The 16,587-nt window shown below is 57.4% G+C and carries 15 protein-coding genes; 7 read left to right on the forward strand and 8 right to left on the reverse strand.

Annotated elements, in window-relative coordinates; genetic code table 11:
• The first annotated feature begins 232 nt into the window (after positions 1-232).
• The 6 genes from exoK (at position 233) to C7476_RS00830 (ending at position 7,680) form a co-directional block, all read left to right on the forward strand.
• Positions 233-1,024, forward strand: coding sequence for an endo-1,3-1,4-beta-glycanase ExoK (gene exoK, locus C7476_RS00805; protein ID WP_114428020.1), 792 nt, complete (start codon positions 233-235; stop codon positions 1,022-1,024).
• A gap of 148 nt (positions 1,025-1,172) precedes the next feature.
• Positions 1,173-2,348 carry a glycosyltransferase family protein gene (locus C7476_RS00810; RefSeq protein WP_114428021.1) on the forward strand — a complete coding sequence of 392 codons (1,176 nt, stop codon included), beginning with the start codon at positions 1,173-1,175 and terminating at the stop codon, positions 2,346-2,348.
• Between the two features lie 25 nt (positions 2,349-2,373).
• On the forward strand, positions 2,374-3,402 hold the full coding sequence (locus C7476_RS00815; protein WP_281032662.1) for a glycosyltransferase family 2 protein: 1,029 nt from the start codon (positions 2,374-2,376) through the stop codon (positions 3,400-3,402).
• Positions 3,402-4,376: a glycosyltransferase family 2 protein gene (locus tag C7476_RS00820; RefSeq protein ID WP_114428023.1), complete on the forward strand. Its 975-nt coding sequence runs from the start codon at positions 3,402-3,404 to the stop codon at positions 4,374-4,376. The genes C7476_RS00815 and C7476_RS00820 overlap by 1 nt, the downstream gene beginning before the upstream one ends.
• On the forward strand, positions 4,366-5,295 hold the full coding sequence (locus tag C7476_RS00825; RefSeq protein ID WP_114428024.1) for a glycosyltransferase family 2 protein: 930 nt from the start codon (positions 4,366-4,368) through the stop codon (positions 5,293-5,295). Before C7476_RS00820 ends, C7476_RS00825 begins: the two co-directional genes overlap by 11 nt.
• A 51-nt stretch (positions 5,296-5,346) precedes the next feature.
• The gene (locus C7476_RS00830) at positions 5,347-7,680 is read left to right on the forward strand and encodes a polysaccharide biosynthesis tyrosine autokinase (protein ID WP_114428025.1); all 2,334 of its coding nucleotides are present in this window, start codon (positions 5,347-5,349) and stop codon (positions 7,678-7,680) included.
• Between the two features lie 4 nt (positions 7,681-7,684).
• Here the strand turns inward: C7476_RS00830 and C7476_RS00835 are convergent, their stop codons facing one another.
• From C7476_RS00835 to C7476_RS00855, 5 genes are all read right to left on the reverse strand, one after another.
• Positions 7,685-8,479, reverse strand: coding sequence for a metallophosphoesterase (locus tag C7476_RS00835; RefSeq protein WP_114428026.1), 795 nt, complete (start codon positions 8,477-8,479; stop codon positions 7,685-7,687).
• Between the two features lie 252 nt (positions 8,480-8,731).
• Entirely contained in the window at positions 8,732-10,747 is a 2,016-nt protein-coding gene (locus C7476_RS00840; protein WP_114428027.1) for an acyltransferase family protein, read from the reverse strand.
• Between the two features lie 117 nt (positions 10,748-10,864).
• Positions 10,865-11,596 (reverse strand): TylF/MycF/NovP-related O-methyltransferase, encoded by a 732-nt coding sequence (locus C7476_RS00845; protein WP_114428028.1) that lies wholly within the window; start codon positions 11,594-11,596, stop codon positions 10,865-10,867.
• A gap of 142 nt (positions 11,597-11,738) precedes the next feature.
• Entirely contained in the window at positions 11,739-12,071 is a 333-nt protein-coding gene (locus C7476_RS00850; protein ID WP_114428029.1) for a hypothetical protein, read from the reverse strand.
• A 132-nt stretch (positions 12,072-12,203) separates the two neighbouring features.
• Positions 12,204-12,752 carry an SH3 domain-containing protein gene (locus C7476_RS00855; RefSeq protein WP_114428516.1) on the reverse strand — a complete coding sequence of 183 codons (549 nt, stop codon included), beginning with the start codon at positions 12,750-12,752 and terminating at the stop codon, positions 12,204-12,206.
• A 182-nt stretch (positions 12,753-12,934) separates the two neighbouring features.
• On the opposite strand from C7476_RS00855, the gene C7476_RS00860 reads away from it, so the two are divergent.
• Positions 12,935-13,936 (forward strand): 2-hydroxyacid dehydrogenase, encoded by a 1,002-nt coding sequence (locus tag C7476_RS00860; protein WP_114428030.1) that lies wholly within the window; start codon positions 12,935-12,937, stop codon positions 13,934-13,936.
• Positions 13,937-14,074: 138 nt separating this feature from the next.
• Here the strand turns inward: C7476_RS00860 and C7476_RS00865 are convergent, their stop codons facing one another.
• Genes C7476_RS00865 through C7476_RS00875 form a run of 3 tightly spaced genes read right to left on the reverse strand, consistent with a single transcriptional unit; the run spans position 14,075 to position 16,506 of the window.
• Positions 14,075-14,479: an aconitase X swivel domain-containing protein gene (locus C7476_RS00865; protein WP_114428031.1), complete on the reverse strand. Its 405-nt coding sequence runs from the start codon at positions 14,477-14,479 to the stop codon at positions 14,075-14,077.
• Entirely contained in the window at positions 14,476-15,732 is a 1,257-nt protein-coding gene (locus C7476_RS00870) for an aconitase X (RefSeq protein WP_114428032.1), read from the reverse strand. Before C7476_RS00870 ends, C7476_RS00865 begins: the two co-directional genes overlap by 4 nt.
• Positions 15,733-15,735: 3 nt before the next feature.
• Positions 15,736-16,506: a molybdopterin-synthase adenylyltransferase MoeB gene (locus tag C7476_RS00875; protein ID WP_114428033.1), complete on the reverse strand. Its 771-nt coding sequence runs from the start codon at positions 16,504-16,506 to the stop codon at positions 15,736-15,738.
• Positions 16,507-16,587 lie beyond the last annotated feature (81 nt).

The following is a 16,587-nucleotide window of genomic DNA, read 5'->3' on the forward strand; positions in this document are numbered from 1 at the left end:
GAATGCGACCTTAAAAAGGCAAAAGTTCCCGTGCCAAAATCGGCGGAGCCAAGCTAACTCATTGAATTGGAACTAGAAAAACATCGCATTTTTCAGTTTTTTACGTGGTTGACACCGATCGCGGCAGGTAGTGATAATGATGCAGTGCAGCAAAGAAACTGTGCGCTCTTAGGATTATGTTTAACTTCGGCTCCTTGCTGACGCGCCTTTTCCCATAAAGAAAGGAAGATCGATGGTCGCCTCGATTTCATCCCGGATAGCATTCGTCAGCATAGCGCTTGGCCTTGGTATGACCCCGGTTCTCGCATTTGCACAAGAGAAGCAGCCAGGAAAATCCTTCGTCGAAAACTTTGCCAGCCTGGACAAGAAGCGCTGGTACGTTTCGGACGGCTGGTCCAATGGGGCTCACCAGAATTGCACGTGGTCCAAAGGGCAGGTGAGTCTCAAGGACAACACCTTGACACTTGGCTTTGCGCCTCAAAAAACCAAGGATCGCGACTATGTGTGCGGCGAGATCCAGACCAATGCGCGCTATAGCTACGGCACCTATGAGGCACGCATCAAGGCCGCGGCGGGTTCAGGTTTCAACACCAGCTTTTTCAGCTATATCGGGCCCCAGCAAAAGCAACCATGGGACGAAATCGACTTCGAGTTCCTGGGAAAGGACCCCTCCAGGGTTCAGTTGAATACCTATGTCAACGGAAAGGGCGGAAACGAGAAACTGGTCGGGGTGCCTGAAGGCGCAGACAGCAAGTACAATGATTATGCCTTCGTTTGGGAAAAGGATCGTCTGCGCTACTATGTGAATGGTCAATTGGTGCACACGGTCACCGATCCTGCGGCTCTGCCCACCCACCCGCAGAAGATATTTTTAAGCCTTTGGGCGAGCGACAAGATGAAATCCTGGCTTGGAGCTTTCAGCATGCCCAGCGCGCCCGTTTCCGCCGAATTCGCCCGCGTTGCGTTTACTGCGCTGGGTGAAGCTTGCCAGTTTCCGGAATCAGTCGCGTGTTCGCTGGATTAATTTATTTCGATGGCAACATATCTACGCCCAATTCATTACGATAATGCCGCAGGGCTCATTATGGAACTTGCTGCAGAGAAGCAAAAATGTTGCACTGCGGTAAAAGCCATACTAAGTTCCCTGTGCAGATCAATTGTGGGATGACCTCATGCTGCATGTCTTGTACCTCGTGCATGATCTGTCCGACCCCGCGGTACGGCGCCGCGTGATCATGATGCAAGCCGGCGGCGCAATCGTCACTATTGCCGGTTTCACGCGAAGCCGCGAACCGATCAGCGAGATTGCGACAATCGTTCCGATCGATCTCGGCAGGACGAGTGATGGCAGGTTTACCCAACGCGTCGCCGCTGTTGCCCGCGCCGCGTTGACACTCGGCTCGAGGCTCAAGGGTGTTGCCAAACCGGACTTGATCATCGGACGTAACCTCGAAATGCTGGCGCTCGCCAATCGGGCGAAGGCGTTTTTTCCCGGCGACGTGCCAATTGTCTATGAATGCCTTGATATTCATCGGCTGCTTTTGCGCCGGGATATGACAGGTAAGGCGCTACGCTTCGTAGAACGAACGCTCAGCAACAATGCACAGCTTCTTATTACCTCTTCGCCCGCATTCGTCAGGCAATATTTCGCACCCTTTGGCCAGATCAACTTGCCGGTCGAAGTGGTGGAGAACAAGGTTCTGGAACTCGGCCCTCAGGAAACGGAAGCCATAAACCGCGCGGGCAAGTCCAAGGACGAGGCCTGGAAGATCGGTTGGTTTGGTGCCTTGCGCTGCCGCACTTCGCTTGAGCTCCTGGCTGCGTTCTCTCGCAAGATGGAGGGCCGCGTTGAGATCGTTCTGAGAGGTCGCCCCGCCTATTCGGAGTTCGATGATTTCGACCGCTTTGTCGCCAATGAACCCTTTATGCAATTCCACGGCGCCTATGCAAATCCGGAAGATCTGCAGAAGATCTATGACGAGGTACATTTTTCATGGGCTATCGATTTCTACGAGGCCGGACAAAATTCCAACTGGCTTCTGCCGAACAGGCTTTATGAAGGATGTCGCTATGGTTCTGTGCCTATAGCGATGCAGGGCACCGAAACGTCGCTGTTTTTGCAAGAACGCGGGATCGGTTTCTCATTGGGCGAACCGACGGTCGAGGCGCTTGCAGCACTGTTCGATAAAATGGACACCGACCGCTACCAACGCGCCTGCGAAAAAGTCGAAGCGCAGGAACGCTCGGCCTGGGTGTTCGACCAGAACGATTGCCGCGCACTGGTGGAACGTCTTGGGCGGCTCACGCATGCAAACGAACATGGCGCGGCACTTCAGGTCGCAGCTTGACGAGCTGGAATGCCGGATCGGCAAAATGAAAACAGGAGAAGTGACGTCGATGCCAAGCGCTACAAAACCGGATTTTATCGGCCGATGCATTGTTGTGGTGCCTTGCCTCAACGAGGCCGAGCACATCCGCGCGCTTCTTGAAAAACTGGGCGCGGAAGCCCGGCGTTTCGACTTGAAGATCATCGTTGCGGATGGCGGCAGCAGTGACGGAACCCAGCAGATCGTTACGGAAATAATGCAGAGCGATCCACGTGTCATTCTCCTGCACAATGAGAAACGTATCCAGAGCGCCGCGATCAACCTGGCTGTGGCGGCCTATGGCGACGGGCATGACTATCTTATTCGCATCGATGCCCATGGAAAATATCCGGACGATTATTGCGAAAAACTGCTCAATGAAGCGCAAGCTACGGGAGCCGATTCGGTCGTCGTCGGCATGGCCACCGAGGGGTTCGGGACCTTCCAAAAGGCGACAGCCCTCGCGCAGAATTCCAAACTCGGTAATGGCGGCGCCAGGCATCGTCTCGGCGCAAAGGGCCACTGGACCGATCACGGCCATCATGCGCTGATGCGTGTTTCGATGTTCCGAGAGGTTGGCGGTTACGACGAGGGCTTCACCCACAACGAGGACGCCGAGCTTGATTGCCGGCTGAAGGCTGCCGGTGCACGCATTTGGATGACGGACAAGACCTTCATGGTCTACTATCCGCGTTCATCGGCATCGGCGCTGTTCAAGCAGTATCTCGGCTATGGGAGAGGCAGGGCAAAAAACCTTTTGAAGCATCGCATGATTCCGAAGCTGCGTCAGGCGCTGCCATTGATGGTCCTTCCCGTGGTCGCCGGCGTTGTTCTCGCTGCGCTCAACTGGTGGGCAGCGGTGCCGGCTGTACTATGGATGACAATCTGCCTGGGCTATGGCATGTGGCTGGCCGTCGGCGAACGCAATCCTTACGGTCCGTTGGCGTCCGTATCAGCGATGATCATGCATCTCGCTTGGTCCACGGGTTTCTGGCTGCAACTGTTCGGTTCGCGCCGACGAGGGGATACGCCCTGATGACCGGCTCGAACAATCAACCCGGTACAGGCGAGACCTGGATCGACATCTGTGTCTGCACGTATCGTCGTGAGGAACTGAGAGCGACGCTGGTTTCGCTCGGGCAAATGCACCTGCCGGAAAAATGCCGCATACGCGTTATCGTCGCCGATAATGATGTCGAGCCCAGCGCCAAGGAACGGGTGGCAGCTATTGCGCCGGAACTCCCGTTTGAAGTGCGTTATATCCATAGCCCGGCAGCAAACATATCATTGGCTCGCAATGCCTGCCTCGACGCCAGCACCGGCGACTATGTTGCCTTCATCGACGATGATGAGACGGCGTCGGAGGACTGGATAGAACGCTTGTTGACCACGGCACGCGATACGAATGCCGACGCGGTACTCGGACCCGTACGAGCAACTTACGCAAGCGATGCGCCACGCTGGATGAGCAAAGGTGATTTTCACTCGACCTTCCCCGTATGGGTACGCGGCGAAATTCTCACCGGCTATACGTGCAACGTCCTGTTACGCCGCTCCTCGACCTCCATCGGGAACCGGCGTTTCAGTCTGGCGCTGGGACGAAGCGGCGGTGAAGACACACAATATTTCACCGAGATCCACCAAGCGGGCGGCAGGATTTCATACGCACCGCAAGCATGGGTTTTCGAACCGGTGCCGCAGGCGCGGGCACAATTTTCGTGGCTTTGCAAACGGCGTTTCCGCGTTGGTCAGACACATGGGCGAATGCTCAAGGGTGGATCAACCGGCGTGAAACGTGCCACGCAGATATTGCTTGCGGGTGCAAAGGCAGCTTTTAGCGTGTCTATGGCGCTTGTGACGGCCTTTTTTGCTACCCGGCGCAACCGATGGTTCCTGCGCGGCATTATGCATATGGGTGTCGTCAGCGGCCTGATAGGCATCCGCGAGATCGAGCAATATGGAGAGGCAGCTATGGTGTCAGCGAGGAGAGATAAATCCCGTGCAGCCTGATGTCACCTTCATTATCGCCGCCTATAACGCAGCGGATACGATCTGGCGTGCGATAGAAAGCGCGCTCGCACAGCGTGGAGCGAGCGTGGAAGTCATAGTCGTCGATGACAGGTCCACCGACAACACCGCCGCCCTCGCCAGTTCGTCTCCGGATGAGCGGGTGCGCGTTGTGACGCTGGAAAGCAATCGCGGTCCCGGCCACGCCCGCAACGCCGCTCTTGCTCTCGCGAAAGGCCGCTGGATTGCGGTACTTGATTCCGACGATACGGTGTTTCCCGACCGCATTGCGGCGATGATAGCACGTGCGGAGAGTACCGGGGCGAGCGCCGCCGTGGACAATATCGAAGTGATAAAGGACGGCGAGACAAAGGGCGAGACGATGTTTCCCGTCCACTACCTTGCGAAAATCAACGAAATTACACTGGCGGATTTCATAGCTTCGAACCTCGTTTTCGTGACGACCTTCAATTTCGGCTACATGAAGCCGATTTTTGAGCGCCGGTTCATCGAGGTGCATGGTCTGCGTTACGAAGAGAACCTGCGTATCGGAGAAGATTATATCTTCCTCGCATCCATTCTGGCGAAGGGAGGAAAATGCGTCGTGGAGCCATCAGTCGGATATGCCTATCATGTGCGTCCCGGCTCTATTTCGCGCGTTCTCGAAACGCATCACATCATCGCCATGTTAGAAGCGGACAAGACATTCCTGGCAAAATTCGAACTCGATCCTGAGGCCAGGGCTGCCCAAACGCGACGGACGCGCAGCCTGGAGGAGGCGAAATCCTTCCTCTCTCTCGTCGGTCATATCAAACGCAGATCGATCAGCGGGATCGTCGAGGTGGTATTGAAGGACCCTGCGGCGCTTCGCCATCTCTCTATGCCTATCGGAATACGTCTCAGGCGCTTGATCCCGTCCTAAAGGCAGGCAGGCAGTCAATATTTTATATGAAAGCAAACAATCGGCGGTAACATGCATCAAGGCAATCAACTTTTTAATGTTCGGCTAGCGGGAAGCCCGGAAGGGCAAGCCCACGCCGATAATTTCATTGACCTCGAGCACTTGATGACCATCGCCCGGCGGCAGGCGAAGACAGTCGCCATAACCGCTGGCGTGGGTCTGTTACTCGGCCTTGTTTACATCATTGCCGCCAAACCAGGCTATACGGCCGCGACAAGCATTTTGCTTGACGACAATCTCGGAAAATTCGCTGATGAACCTTCGCCTGCACCTGCCAATATGCAGACAGACACAACAATTCTCAGCCAGATCGCGATCTTGAAGTCGGCCGAGCTCGCGGAAAAGGTCGTGAGAAAGGAAAAGCTTGACGAGAACGACGGGTTTATGAACCCGCCGCGCTCCATTTTCGCATCGGCCATTTCCACAGTGCGGTCCATCGTCGGGCTTTTCAGTAGCAGCAGACCGGCCAATACGGATGGCCTATCCGCTGCGGATCTCAAGGTCGAATATGCGGCATCGCTCTTGCAGTCCAACGTTGATGTCCAAAGGCAAGGGCGCAGCTTTGTCATCGATCTCACTTATACGTCAGACGACGCGGAACTCGCCGGAAGAATTGCGAAGGCCTATGCGGACGTCTATCTCTCGGATCAGCTGGACGCCAACTTCGATGCGACGCAAAGGGCGACAGTCTGGCTTCAGGGCCGCTTGAATGAACTGAAGGAAAGTTCGCAGGCAGCGGCCCTCGAGACCGAGCGCTTCCGGGCTGCCAATGGTCTTACGGCGGCGAAGGGAGCGCTGGTTTCCGAGCAGCAATTGTCAGATATCAATAGCCAGCTGATCCTGGCCCAGGCAGACACCGCGCGGGCGCGGGCGCTTTACAATCAATACAAGTCAATTTTGGCCTCAGGTCCCGAGGGCGCTGTCAACAATGCGGCTGTTGTATCGGACCAGAGCGGCACCTCGGTGATAGGAACCCTGAGGGCGCGCTATCTGACGATCACCAAGCGCGAGCAGGAAATCGTCAGCCGTTTCGGCCAGGATCATCCGCAGGCCGTCAGTCTTCGCACCGAGGAGCAGGACGTTTCCCGGCAAATTTTCCAGGAACTCCAGCAAATAACCGAGAGCTACCGCAATCAGTATGAGGCTGCGCAGTCGCGCGAGACATCCCTGCGGGAAGGTTTGGAAAACGCCACCGGAAAAACTTCCATTGCAAACGAAGCGCTGGTGCATCTGAGGGATCTCGAACAGAATGCCCAGGCACTGACCAATCTCTATCAAACCTATCTCGGCCGCTACCAGGAAGCGTCGCAGCAGCAGTCCTTCCCGATCGCCAAGGCGCGCGTGATTTCGGTGGCATCGACGCCGAAAGACCCGTCGAGCCCGAAGAAGAAACTCGCCCTCGCAGCCTCTCTGCTACTCGGCCTTTTTGCCGGCGCCGGTATTGGTGCATGGCGTGAATACCGTGAGCGCTTTTTCCGGGTTGGTGAAGATGTCCGCTCGCTTCTCGGCGTCAAGTTTCTTGGATTTGTGCCAAAACTCGAGGGTATAACGGAGGCCAAGAGAGCGCCTGTGGCATTGGAGGGACAAGCCGCCCCGCCCGCCGCCCGTACCAATATAATCCGCTTGGCTGTCGATAACCCATCGTCGCAATTTGCCGAAACATTGCGGAACGTCAAAATCGCTGCGGACGTTGTGCTGCAGGGCAAGGAAAGCAAGGTGATCGGTGTCGTCTCCGTTTTGCCGCACGAAGGCAAAACCACGATTGCTGCCAATTTTGCCGGACTGCTGGCCGCAAAGGGCGCAAAGACGCTTCTCATCGATGGGGATCTGCGCAATCCAGGCCTGTCACGCGCCCTGTCGCTTTCAACACAACGAGGGCTTGTAAAGGCGGTCATGGACGGCCAACCGTGGCAAAACTCCGTCAAGGTCGAGAACAAGACGAAGCTTGCCATCATTCCAACGGTGCTTCATCGGAATTTGCGTCACACCAGCGAGATTCTCTCGAGCCAGGGTATGAAGAAACTGCTGGATGAAGCGCGCAATGTGTTCGAATACATTGTCATCGATCTTCCACCGCTTGGCCCGGTCGTTGACGCCAAGGCCTTCGCTCCGATGGCCGATGGTTTCGTCATGGTGGCAGAGTGGGGCGTCACGCCTCGCGCACTCGTCAAGTCCGTGCTGCAAGCGGAGGCGGAAATCGCGCCGAAGATTCTCGGACTGGTCCTCAACAAGGTCGATATGAAGCGGCTTGCAAAGTACAGCTCTTACGGAAGCACCGAACATTTCATGGAGCGATACTCAAGCTACTATCTCGATACGCCACGAATGGCCCCAACCAAAACATAGAGTTTTACGTCGAGAACACGCGGCCCTTCTTCTGCCAGAGCCGCAAAGCGCTCAGTTTCCCGGTGGAGAAGGCCGCGGTATCGAGGTTAAACCGCCTGCCTTCCTGGCGGGGGGTTTCTATCGGCGTGTGACCGTGAACGACCCATTGCCGGAGCAGATGAGCGTTTTCAAAGAATTCGCTGCGGATCGAAACAAGGTCGTCATCTTTCTGATCCTTCAGCGAAAGGGTGGGTCTTATACCGGCGTGTGCAAACAGAAAGCTTCCGGCGTCGATCATGATCGGCAAGTGACGCAGAAACTGTTTGTGCCGATGAGGAATTGAGGCGCGGATGGTGTCATCCAGCATTTGGGGCGTACGGTGAATCAGTCTCAGACGTTCCACGTCAATGCCGTAGGAAAGCAATGTCGAGTTGGCTCCCATGTGCCACCAGCCCGACAGAGACAGCCGCCCTTCCAGGTAGTCCAGCATGGCAATATCATGATTTCCGGTCAGGCATATGCGCTGGAAATCGGCGTGGGGTTTGTGAAGCAGGTGTTCGATAACCTGCGCGGAGGCAGGCCCCCGATCGATGTAGTCTCCCAGCATGATAATGAGCTTTTTGCCTGGCAACTTGGCCGCGTCTTCGGTGATCATGCCTTCCAGTTCGAGCAGCTGATCGTAACAGCCGTGCACATCGCCGATCGTGTAAACGGCGGAGTCTGCGATATCGATTGAAAGTCGGCGTCTCGCGGACCGCGGTGCGGGCTTATCGGACTTCAACAATCGAAGAAGCGTCTTCAATACTGGTTCCTCGCTCATCAGCTCCCGACCCTTAGCCAGCTATTACGATACGTACAAGCGAGTGTGGTGTCCAAGCTGGATTTGTCATCTTCGTTTTCGAAAAATATAGTGCTGAAAACAATGGCTTATAACGAATAAACGCATTCAAATGCAATCTCTCCGCGCAGGCGGCACGAGATGCATCATTCGTAGGGTTAATTGGCTATTTTGGGGCAGGCCGTGAAGCTGCGGGCGCGGCGCAGTCACCGCCGCCCCGGCAAGCTATTTCGTTTACAGGTTTTTCTCGCTGACAGGTTCGGATTTCACAGAACCTGCTATCGTCTGTTTGAAGATCGCGCGTTCAAGTGGTGCAGCCAGAGATTCAGCGTAAGGGGTGGCGATGTGATGACGATCACGGAAGGTCAACTTGCCATCGATCATGGCATGACAGATTGTATTGCTGCAGAAGAACTCCGTCATATCGATGTATCGTGCATTCTTGATGCCCGAAATGATCCCCTTTTCCGTCTCGGCATCGCCGTCATCGGCAGCCGCAGAGCGCGGTGTATCGCACACGGACGGGTCTCTTCCCTGCCAGAGAGCGCGCGCCACGCATTTGTCGAGATAGGAGGTGTGGGTGGGCACATCGCGCAGGAAAACGACCTTTATTCCGGCATTGCTAAGCACCTCGACCGTTGATCTGATGCCGTCCGCCCATTCTTTTTTGCGTGCCGAATATTCGGAAGGATCGCCGATTTCATCCGTCAGATGGCTTATGGAAAGTTGTGAGATAATGACCGTGTGCGGTTTCATCGCGATGATTTCTTTGATCGCAAGCTCTCGCCAGTCATTACACTCCGTGTAATCTCTCCGCAGCTTCGAGTCCCGCGTCGTGATGCGGGTCGCCCGGCACGATGATTTCAGGTAAGTGACGAGACGGATATTATCCTTCTTTGCAATATCGACGAGCGGTGTCGACCAATGATCGGCATGCGAATCACCGAAAAGAACGACTTTTGTATTCGAGGATGCCGAGCCGAACACGCAGGGTTTCGGTTTGACCGTTTCGAGATCCAGCACGCAGCTCTTGTCTGTTGCCCGCACGGTGGAGGGCCGTTCTGCCGTTTCAAGGATCATTTCCTGCTGCGGACTTAGATTGCGTTTTGCGAGTGTGGCGCTCGCGTAGCCAACCGTCACGCCCGTCATTGTCAGTAGCGCGGCGAAGGCGAGGGACCGGCGCGTGCTGACCATAAGCCATGCATTCCGGCGTATCGGATTTTCGACGAAGCGATAGCTGAAAATCGACAATGCAAGGGTCAGCAGCATGAGCAGGATACGTTGTACGCTGGTCAGATCAGGTACCAGCATCGCCGCATAAACGATGACCGGCCAATGCCAAAGGTAGAGCGAATAAGACAGCTTTCCAATCCACTGGGCGGGCTTGATTGCGAGAAGGGCCCTCGGTCCATAGGTACTCTGATGCACGCCGCTGAGCAGCACCATCACAGTTCCTATCGCAGGCACCAATGCAACAAAGCCGGGGAAAGGACCCTGCTCGGATACGCGCAAATACGCTATGGCGATCAATGCAAGGCCAATCCAGCCCATCGCCGGCGAATAGGGAAATCGCTTGGCCCAATTGTTCAACAACGCCATAGAGGCAAGGCCCCCGAGCGCAAATTCCCAAGCCCGTAATGGTGAAAAATAGAAGGCCCAGGGCTGTGAAACAGCGGTCAGCCACGCGCAAAGCGCAAACGAAACGGCGGCGACGGCTGCCATCAGCAGGAACACGCCATGTTTACCCGGGCGTATCCGTGTAAACAGTAGAAGCAGCGCAGGCCAGGCGAGGTAGAACTGTTCCTCGACCGATAGCGACCAGAAATGAATGAAGGGGTTATTCGTGGCGTCGACAGCGAAATAGTCGAGAGACCAGCGGATGAGCCACAGGTTGATTATATACGTCGAAGCGAACAGTGCTCCCTTGGAGTAAAGCTGCTGCTCGGACGGCGCGAGGATAAAATATCCAGCGACCAGGGTAACCAGGATGACGAACAGCGAGGCTGGAAGCAGACGCCGTGCCCGCCGCGCATAGAACGTCCAAAGGTTGACCGTGCCGTGCTTGGCGATTTCCTGCTGAAGATGCTGGGTAATGAGATAACCGGATATGACGAAGAAGATGTCCACACCGACAAAACCGCCGGGCAGGCCGGTGTAGCCGAAGTGGAAGGCGATCACTCCAGAAACTGCCAGGGCACGTAGCCCTTCAATGTCAGGGCGGAATGTTTTTGATGCGGTGACGGCGCTCATGGGCTTGTCGAATACTCCCAGTTTCGGGAAATCTCCTGCCGGGCAGCATAGGTATATTTTGACGCGTTGCAACAATTTTGGTGCGACGCAATATTCTGTCCCGGCTGGATTGGATGGTCAGGCGAGTGTGCCCGTCCGGCGAAGTATGACGTTTTCCCCGTCTTCAAAGGTGAAATCCCCGAGCTGGCGCAGGAATTCATCCGTTGCGGTGCGGCATCCACCATAGTCGTGATAGTCGTCGATCAAAACGACGCCATTCGGGCTCAGCCGGTCAGCGACCTTATTGAGGCAATACATGACCGGATCGTACCAGTCGCAATCGATATGGGCGAAGGCCAGCCGCTCCATTTTGGCGTTGGGCAGCGTGTTCTCAAACAAGCCTTTGTGCAAACCGACGCTGGAATTGTCGATAGCGAGGCCATACTTCCTGAATGACTGGCAGACGTCGTCATAGAGATTGTCGCGATATCCGTAATACTCGTCGCCGCCGAGCCCCGAAGACTTTCCGCTCGCGATCTTTTGGTAGCGGTCCTTCGATTTCACGTCGTCCTTTTCCGAAGTGGGAGGAGGGATCATGCTGAAAACGTCGAAGCCGTGGAAGCGCCGCCCTTGGCTCGTTGCCGTCGTGGCGAGAACAATCGCGCTTCCGCCTAGGGCAACGCCGAACTCCGCCACATCACCCGGTATTTGCCGCCGTCTAATCTCATTCAAGGCGGCTTCAAGACGCCTCAGCTTGCGCGGGGACAGATATGTAAGTCGATCCCGCCGGACCGATCGCGCCGTGGTACTCAGAAGGGATTGGTCAACCACGCGGCGAGCACGCCCGACCATAGCATGCATTGTAGCCATTACGTTCTCCTTCGGGGTGTGCCCATCTTTGAATCGTCTGTGCCGTTATGCAACCCGTGCAGTTGAAGCAACAGGTTGTGGTCATAGCATGGCAGGCCGGAGAACTTGTCAGCGAGAACGGCGATGCGGCACGGGCCAGCAGCTATTCTGAAGCCGACCCAAAGGTTATCAGAATGACGGCGAGAATAGCCAATACCATTCCGAACGATTGGATGATGGTCAGTTTCTCGCCAAAATATGTCAGGGCAATCACGTTGACTGCAATGAGCTGGATTACAGCTGAAAGGCTGAACGCCGAAGACATTCCAACCTCGCGCACGAGGCGCAACATGATCAGATTGCCTACCGAATACAAAGCAATTGTCAGTACGAGTTTCAGCGTACTCGGACCAAGCGCCCAATATTTCGCGCAACTTGCGGCAAGCAGGAAGGTGGCCGTCGAGAGGGCAAGTTGGAGAGAGGCGGCAAAAGTCACGTAAAACCCCAGAAAGAGTGGACAGCGAGTGACGTTACAGGAACTTCATTACCGCGAAGACTACGCCGAATGCATCCTTCGTTTTAGCCGCTATCGGATTCGAACGGCCAGCACGCCGACGAAACCTGAAAATCAGTCGTCGAATTTCTCGTTCGGATAAGCGCCCCAGATGTCCGACTGGCGCATCCAGCCGCTGGCGCCGCTGAATACGACACGGCAAAAATTACCATTGCAAGTCTTGAGGCTCCCGAGAACGCCGGGCTGCACTTTGGCGACGACGCTCGCCTTATCGTCGGCACTGCGATAGACGTTCAGCATCACGCCATCCTTGTCGCGCTGCCAAGGCGCGGTCATTGCCGTGCGCTTGCCAGATAGCAGCGACTGATAGACCCAGCCCTCCGTGCCCTCCGAATCCCGGATACGCCGCCAATTATCATATTCCTGCACGATCTCGACCGGGAGGCCGGATTTGAGAAACAGCCAGGTCACCGCATAATCGCGGCCGGGCCCGACGCGCAAATTGACGCGCCCAGGCTTCAGGCTGACGAAACGCGGCAGCGGCAGGCCGCTCGGGCCTATCTGCGCTGCGGCGGCGGCTCGAGCCAGCGTCGGCACGCCCAGCGGAATTGCCAGAACGATCGCAGCCGCAAAAGCAAAAAGGCGAAAATTTCGAATATTCAACAAGTCAGTCCTTCATCGTTCCGGGTTTGCAACCGCCAAATTGCGGCCGAATGGAGAACGATCCCTATTTTTCTTTGTCTTCTGTACGCCGCCTTGATAGACAGGTGCAGAACGCCACGAGCAATTGCAGTTTGCAATGACTTGGTTAAAGAGGTCTCAATGCGTCGCGAATTGGGAGGGGAATATTGGTGAGCAAAAAGCCTCTGGTCGTCATTACCCGCAAATTGCCGGATTCTGTCGAGACGCGCATGCGCGAACTCTTCGAGGCGCGGCTTAACGTCGATGACCGGCGGCTGACGAAGGCGGAACTGATCGAGGCTGTCAGCCACGCCAACGTTCTTGTGCCGACCATTACCGACCATATCACCGAAGAAATTATCAGCGCCGCCGGCCCCAATCTCAAGCTCATCGCCAATTTCGGCAACGGCACCGACAATATCGATGTCGTGGCCGCCGCCAAACACGGCATTACCGTTACCAACACACCCAATGTCCTGACCGAAGACACGGCGGACATGACCATGGCCTTGATGCTGGCCGTCCCGCGGCGTCTGGTCGAGGGGGCATCGATCCTGCTCGACGATGGTAAATGGGAAGGTTGGGGACCAACGTGGATGCTCGGCCGCCGCATCTGGGGCAAGCGCCTCGGCATTGTCGGCATGGGCCGGATCGGCACCGCTGTCGCCCGCCGCGCCAAGGCGTTTGGCCTGTCGATTCATTATCATAACCGCAAGCCGGTGAGCCCGAAGACCGAAGACGAACTTGAGGCGACCTATTGGGAGAGCCTCGATCAAATGCTGGCGCGCATGGATATCATTTCGGTCAATTGTCCTTCTACACCCGCGACCTTCCATCTCCTCTCCGCCCGGCGCATCGCGCTGATGCAGCCGACGGCGTTCATCGTCAACACCGCGCGCGGTCAGATCATCGATGAGCATGCGCTGATCGAGCAGCTGGAACACGGCAAACTTTCGGGCGCGGCGCTGGACGTGTTCGAGCACGAGCCCGCGGTCAACTCCAAGCTGCGTAAGCTTGCCAGGCAAGGCAAGGTTGTGATCCTGCCGCATATGGGTTCGGCAACGCTCGAAGGCCGCATCGATATGGGCGAGAAGGTGATCATCAACATCCGCGCCTTCATCGATGGGCATCGCCCGCCCGACCGGGTCCTACCCCGAGACCGGTGACAATCCACCCTGACGGCCATCTGATGCGGTTTTCTGCGCTTCCGGTGCTCACGGACGAATAAGTCCGCTGCGCTCCGGTTCTCGAAAACCACACCAGCTGGACTCGTCAGGCTGAATTCTCAAAAGGTCTCGTAGAGCCTAGCCCCATGTAATTGATCCGTTGGCACCAACTGCCAGATTTTTACCGGCAAATCCCGCAAATTCAGCGCGATCCAATCTCAGCGCCATCGGCGTTACGTGGCCCATCTCCTGCGCAACGATGAGGCCGAGTAGCAGGATCGCATCGGGTTCATGCAGGATGAGCGCTGCCGGTGCGAGGCCTGCGCTGACCAGCTCGAGCAGCACGGCGGCAGCCGAGGACGAGCCGATGGTGCCGGGCACGCACAGCACCTTGCCGCTGATCGAAACGCCATGCTGCGGATGGCGCACATCCGCAATCAGCCCGGTCTTAGGATTGACGCCGCCCCAGAAACTGATCGGCGCCGTGAGCACAAGGGCGGGCGCTTCGGCCGGTTGGCCCGCGACGAGGACTTCCGCCTTCATGCCGCGACCTCGAACACAGGACGGCCGAGAACGGCGCTTTCCACGCATTCGGCCAACGAGCCATAAATGACGCCATAGCCGGTATTGCCCGGTGCATAATGCGCGAACTTGCCGGAATTGGTCATCAGCACCGCGCCTGCGATATCCGGCAGGATAGGCGTGACCACGACGCAGGTATCCGCAACAATGACGACGCCTGCAGCTTCCAGGGCGACCCTGCGGCCACTTGATTCCAGCGCGGCAAGCGCATGGCGCCCGGTACAGGCGTAGAGCGTAACCTTGAGCTTACGCTTGCCGATCAACGCTTCCAGCCGGTCGAACTCGGGGATCGACAGATGCGGGCTGCCGATGGCGACGGCGTCGATACGGTCCATGGTGAGCGCAGTGGAGAGGCGGCGGCGCGAATCCGCGATCATCTCCGCCGTCACCTTGATGACGGTCTCTGGTGGCTGGTGATGCAGGGCCGTTGCAAGGTCCGGTGCTTCGGGGGTGACGCCCGCGACATGGAACAGCCCGACGGCGCCAGCCGAAGCGGAAGCCGCGCCGAATGCCTTCAGCGCATCCTCGCCGGGATGGGCGGCGACGCCAGCAACCACGCCGACTGCATCGCCGATCTCGCGGCCGTAAAGACTGCCGAGGATCGGCCAGGCGACCTCCGAACCGAGAAATGCCGGATCCAGACCGGACACATCGAAAGCCACCATGGCGCGGCGGTTTTCCGGGCGGTGCAGGCCGTAATAGGGCGCAAAGCCGGATATGGCGCAGGCGATATCGAGGAAATCGCCATAGCGGTTGGTGCGCGCGCCGAGCACCGAATTGCAGAAAACCACGGCATTGCTCTCGCCCCAGGCAACGTCGCTGCCGAGCACTGGGCGGTGCCCGGCCTGATAGGGCGCGCACGTCCAGCTGGGCTCGCAGCCAAGGGTGCGATAGGCATCCATCATGCGCCGCGCCATGCCGCGCTCATGGGGTGGCAGGCGGTTCTTCGAACAGCCGGTCAGATCGAGCGAGCCGACATTGAGGGTTGCGCGCACCGCAACCTTGGCGCCGCCGAGGGCCAGCTTTTCCGCAAACAGCGTGCCGCTATCGCCATGATAGAGTGCGCCGTCGATATGCGCCGAGGCGATGGGGATGAGCGATGGCGCACCCATCAGCCGCGCGGTGGCGGCGACGATGCGCATGGCCATCGCGGCACCTTCGCCGCGTGCACCATTGGCAATCGCCTGCTGTTCGGCGGAAAGCGCGAGCGCCATCGCTCAGGCCTTGCGCGCTTTGTACTTTATTGTCTCGAAGCGCGAGGTCAGCGCATCATAGAGCAGCAATCGCCCGATGAGCGGTTCGCCAATGCCGGTGATGAGCTTGATCACCTCCGTCGCCTGCAGGGTGCCGATGACGCCGGGCAGGACGCCGAGCACACCGGCCTCGGCGCAGGCGGGCAAAAGCCCCGGCGGTGGTGGATTGGGGAAGAGATCGCGGTAGGAGGGATTCGGCTCACCCGCCGCATTCGCCGCGTAGGGCATCAGCGTCGTCACCGACCCGTCGAAGCGCCCGAGCGCCGCCGAAACCAGCGGCCGCTTCTGTTCAAGGCAAGTATCCGCCAGCATATAGCGCGTATCGAAATTATCCGAGCCATCGACGACGATGTGATAGCGGCTGACGAGATCCGCCACATTGTCCGGCGCGATGCGCAGCTCATGCACCTCGACGGTCACATGCGGGTTGATCGCGGCGATGGCGCGCGCCGCGCTCTCCACCTTGGGTGAGCCGACAAGCGCGGTGGAATGGATGATCTGCCGCTGCAAATTCGACAGCGACACGCGGTCGTCATCGACAATGCCGAGCGTGCCGACGCCCGACGCCGCCAGATATTGCAGCACCGGCGCACCGAGCCCGCCGGCGCCAACGACAAGCACGCGGGCGCGCTTCAGCTTTTGCTGGCCGGGCCCGCCCACCTCGCCAAGGATGATATGGCGGGCATAGCGCTCGATTTCGGAAGAGGTGAGGGGCGTGATCTGCTGTTCGGTCATGACGCTGTTTTATCTCTCCCCCTGTGGGAGAGAAAGGATTTTCTTGGATTTAGCCTCTTTGCTAAATCCTTAGAAAAGCCA

This window comes from Phyllobacterium bourgognense (assembly GCF_003337575.1).
Lineage (GTDB): Bacteria > Pseudomonadota > Alphaproteobacteria > Rhizobiales > Rhizobiaceae > Phyllobacterium > Phyllobacterium bourgognense.

Coding starts and splice junctions, on each gene's coding strand:
- C7476_RS00870 (WP_114428032.1), bottom strand. CDS start 15,732: ATGGCGCTCGCGCTTTCCGCCGAACAGCAGGCGATTGCCAATGGTGCA.
- C7476_RS00835 (WP_114428026.1), bottom strand. CDS start 8,479: ATGAGCGAGGAACCAGTATTGAAGACGCTTCTTCGATTGTTGAAGTCC.
- C7476_RS00845 (WP_114428028.1), bottom strand. CDS start 11,596: ATGGCTACAATGCATGCTATGGTCGGGCGTGCTCGCCGCGTGGTTGAC.
- C7476_RS00830 (WP_114428025.1), top strand. CDS start 5,347: ATGCATCAAGGCAATCAACTTTTTAATGTTCGGCTAGCGGGAAGCCCG.
- C7476_RS00865 (WP_114428031.1), bottom strand. CDS start 14,479: ATGAAGGCGGAAGTCCTCGTCGCGGGCCAACCGGCCGAAGCGCCCGCC.
- C7476_RS00840 (WP_114428027.1), bottom strand. CDS start 10,747: ATGAGCGCCGTCACCGCATCAAAAACATTCCGCCCTGACATTGAAGGG.
- C7476_RS00875 (WP_114428033.1), bottom strand. CDS start 16,506: ATGACCGAACAGCAGATCACGCCCCTCACCTCTTCCGAAATCGAGCGC.
- C7476_RS00815 (WP_281032662.1), top strand. CDS start 2,374: ATGAAAACAGGAGAAGTGACGTCGATGCCAAGCGCTACAAAACCGGAT.
- exoK (WP_114428020.1), top strand. CDS start 233: ATGGTCGCCTCGATTTCATCCCGGATAGCATTCGTCAGCATAGCGCTT.
- C7476_RS00810 (WP_114428021.1), top strand. CDS start 1,173: ATGCTGCATGTCTTGTACCTCGTGCATGATCTGTCCGACCCCGCGGTA.
- C7476_RS00820 (WP_114428023.1), top strand. CDS start 3,402: ATGACCGGCTCGAACAATCAACCCGGTACAGGCGAGACCTGGATCGAC.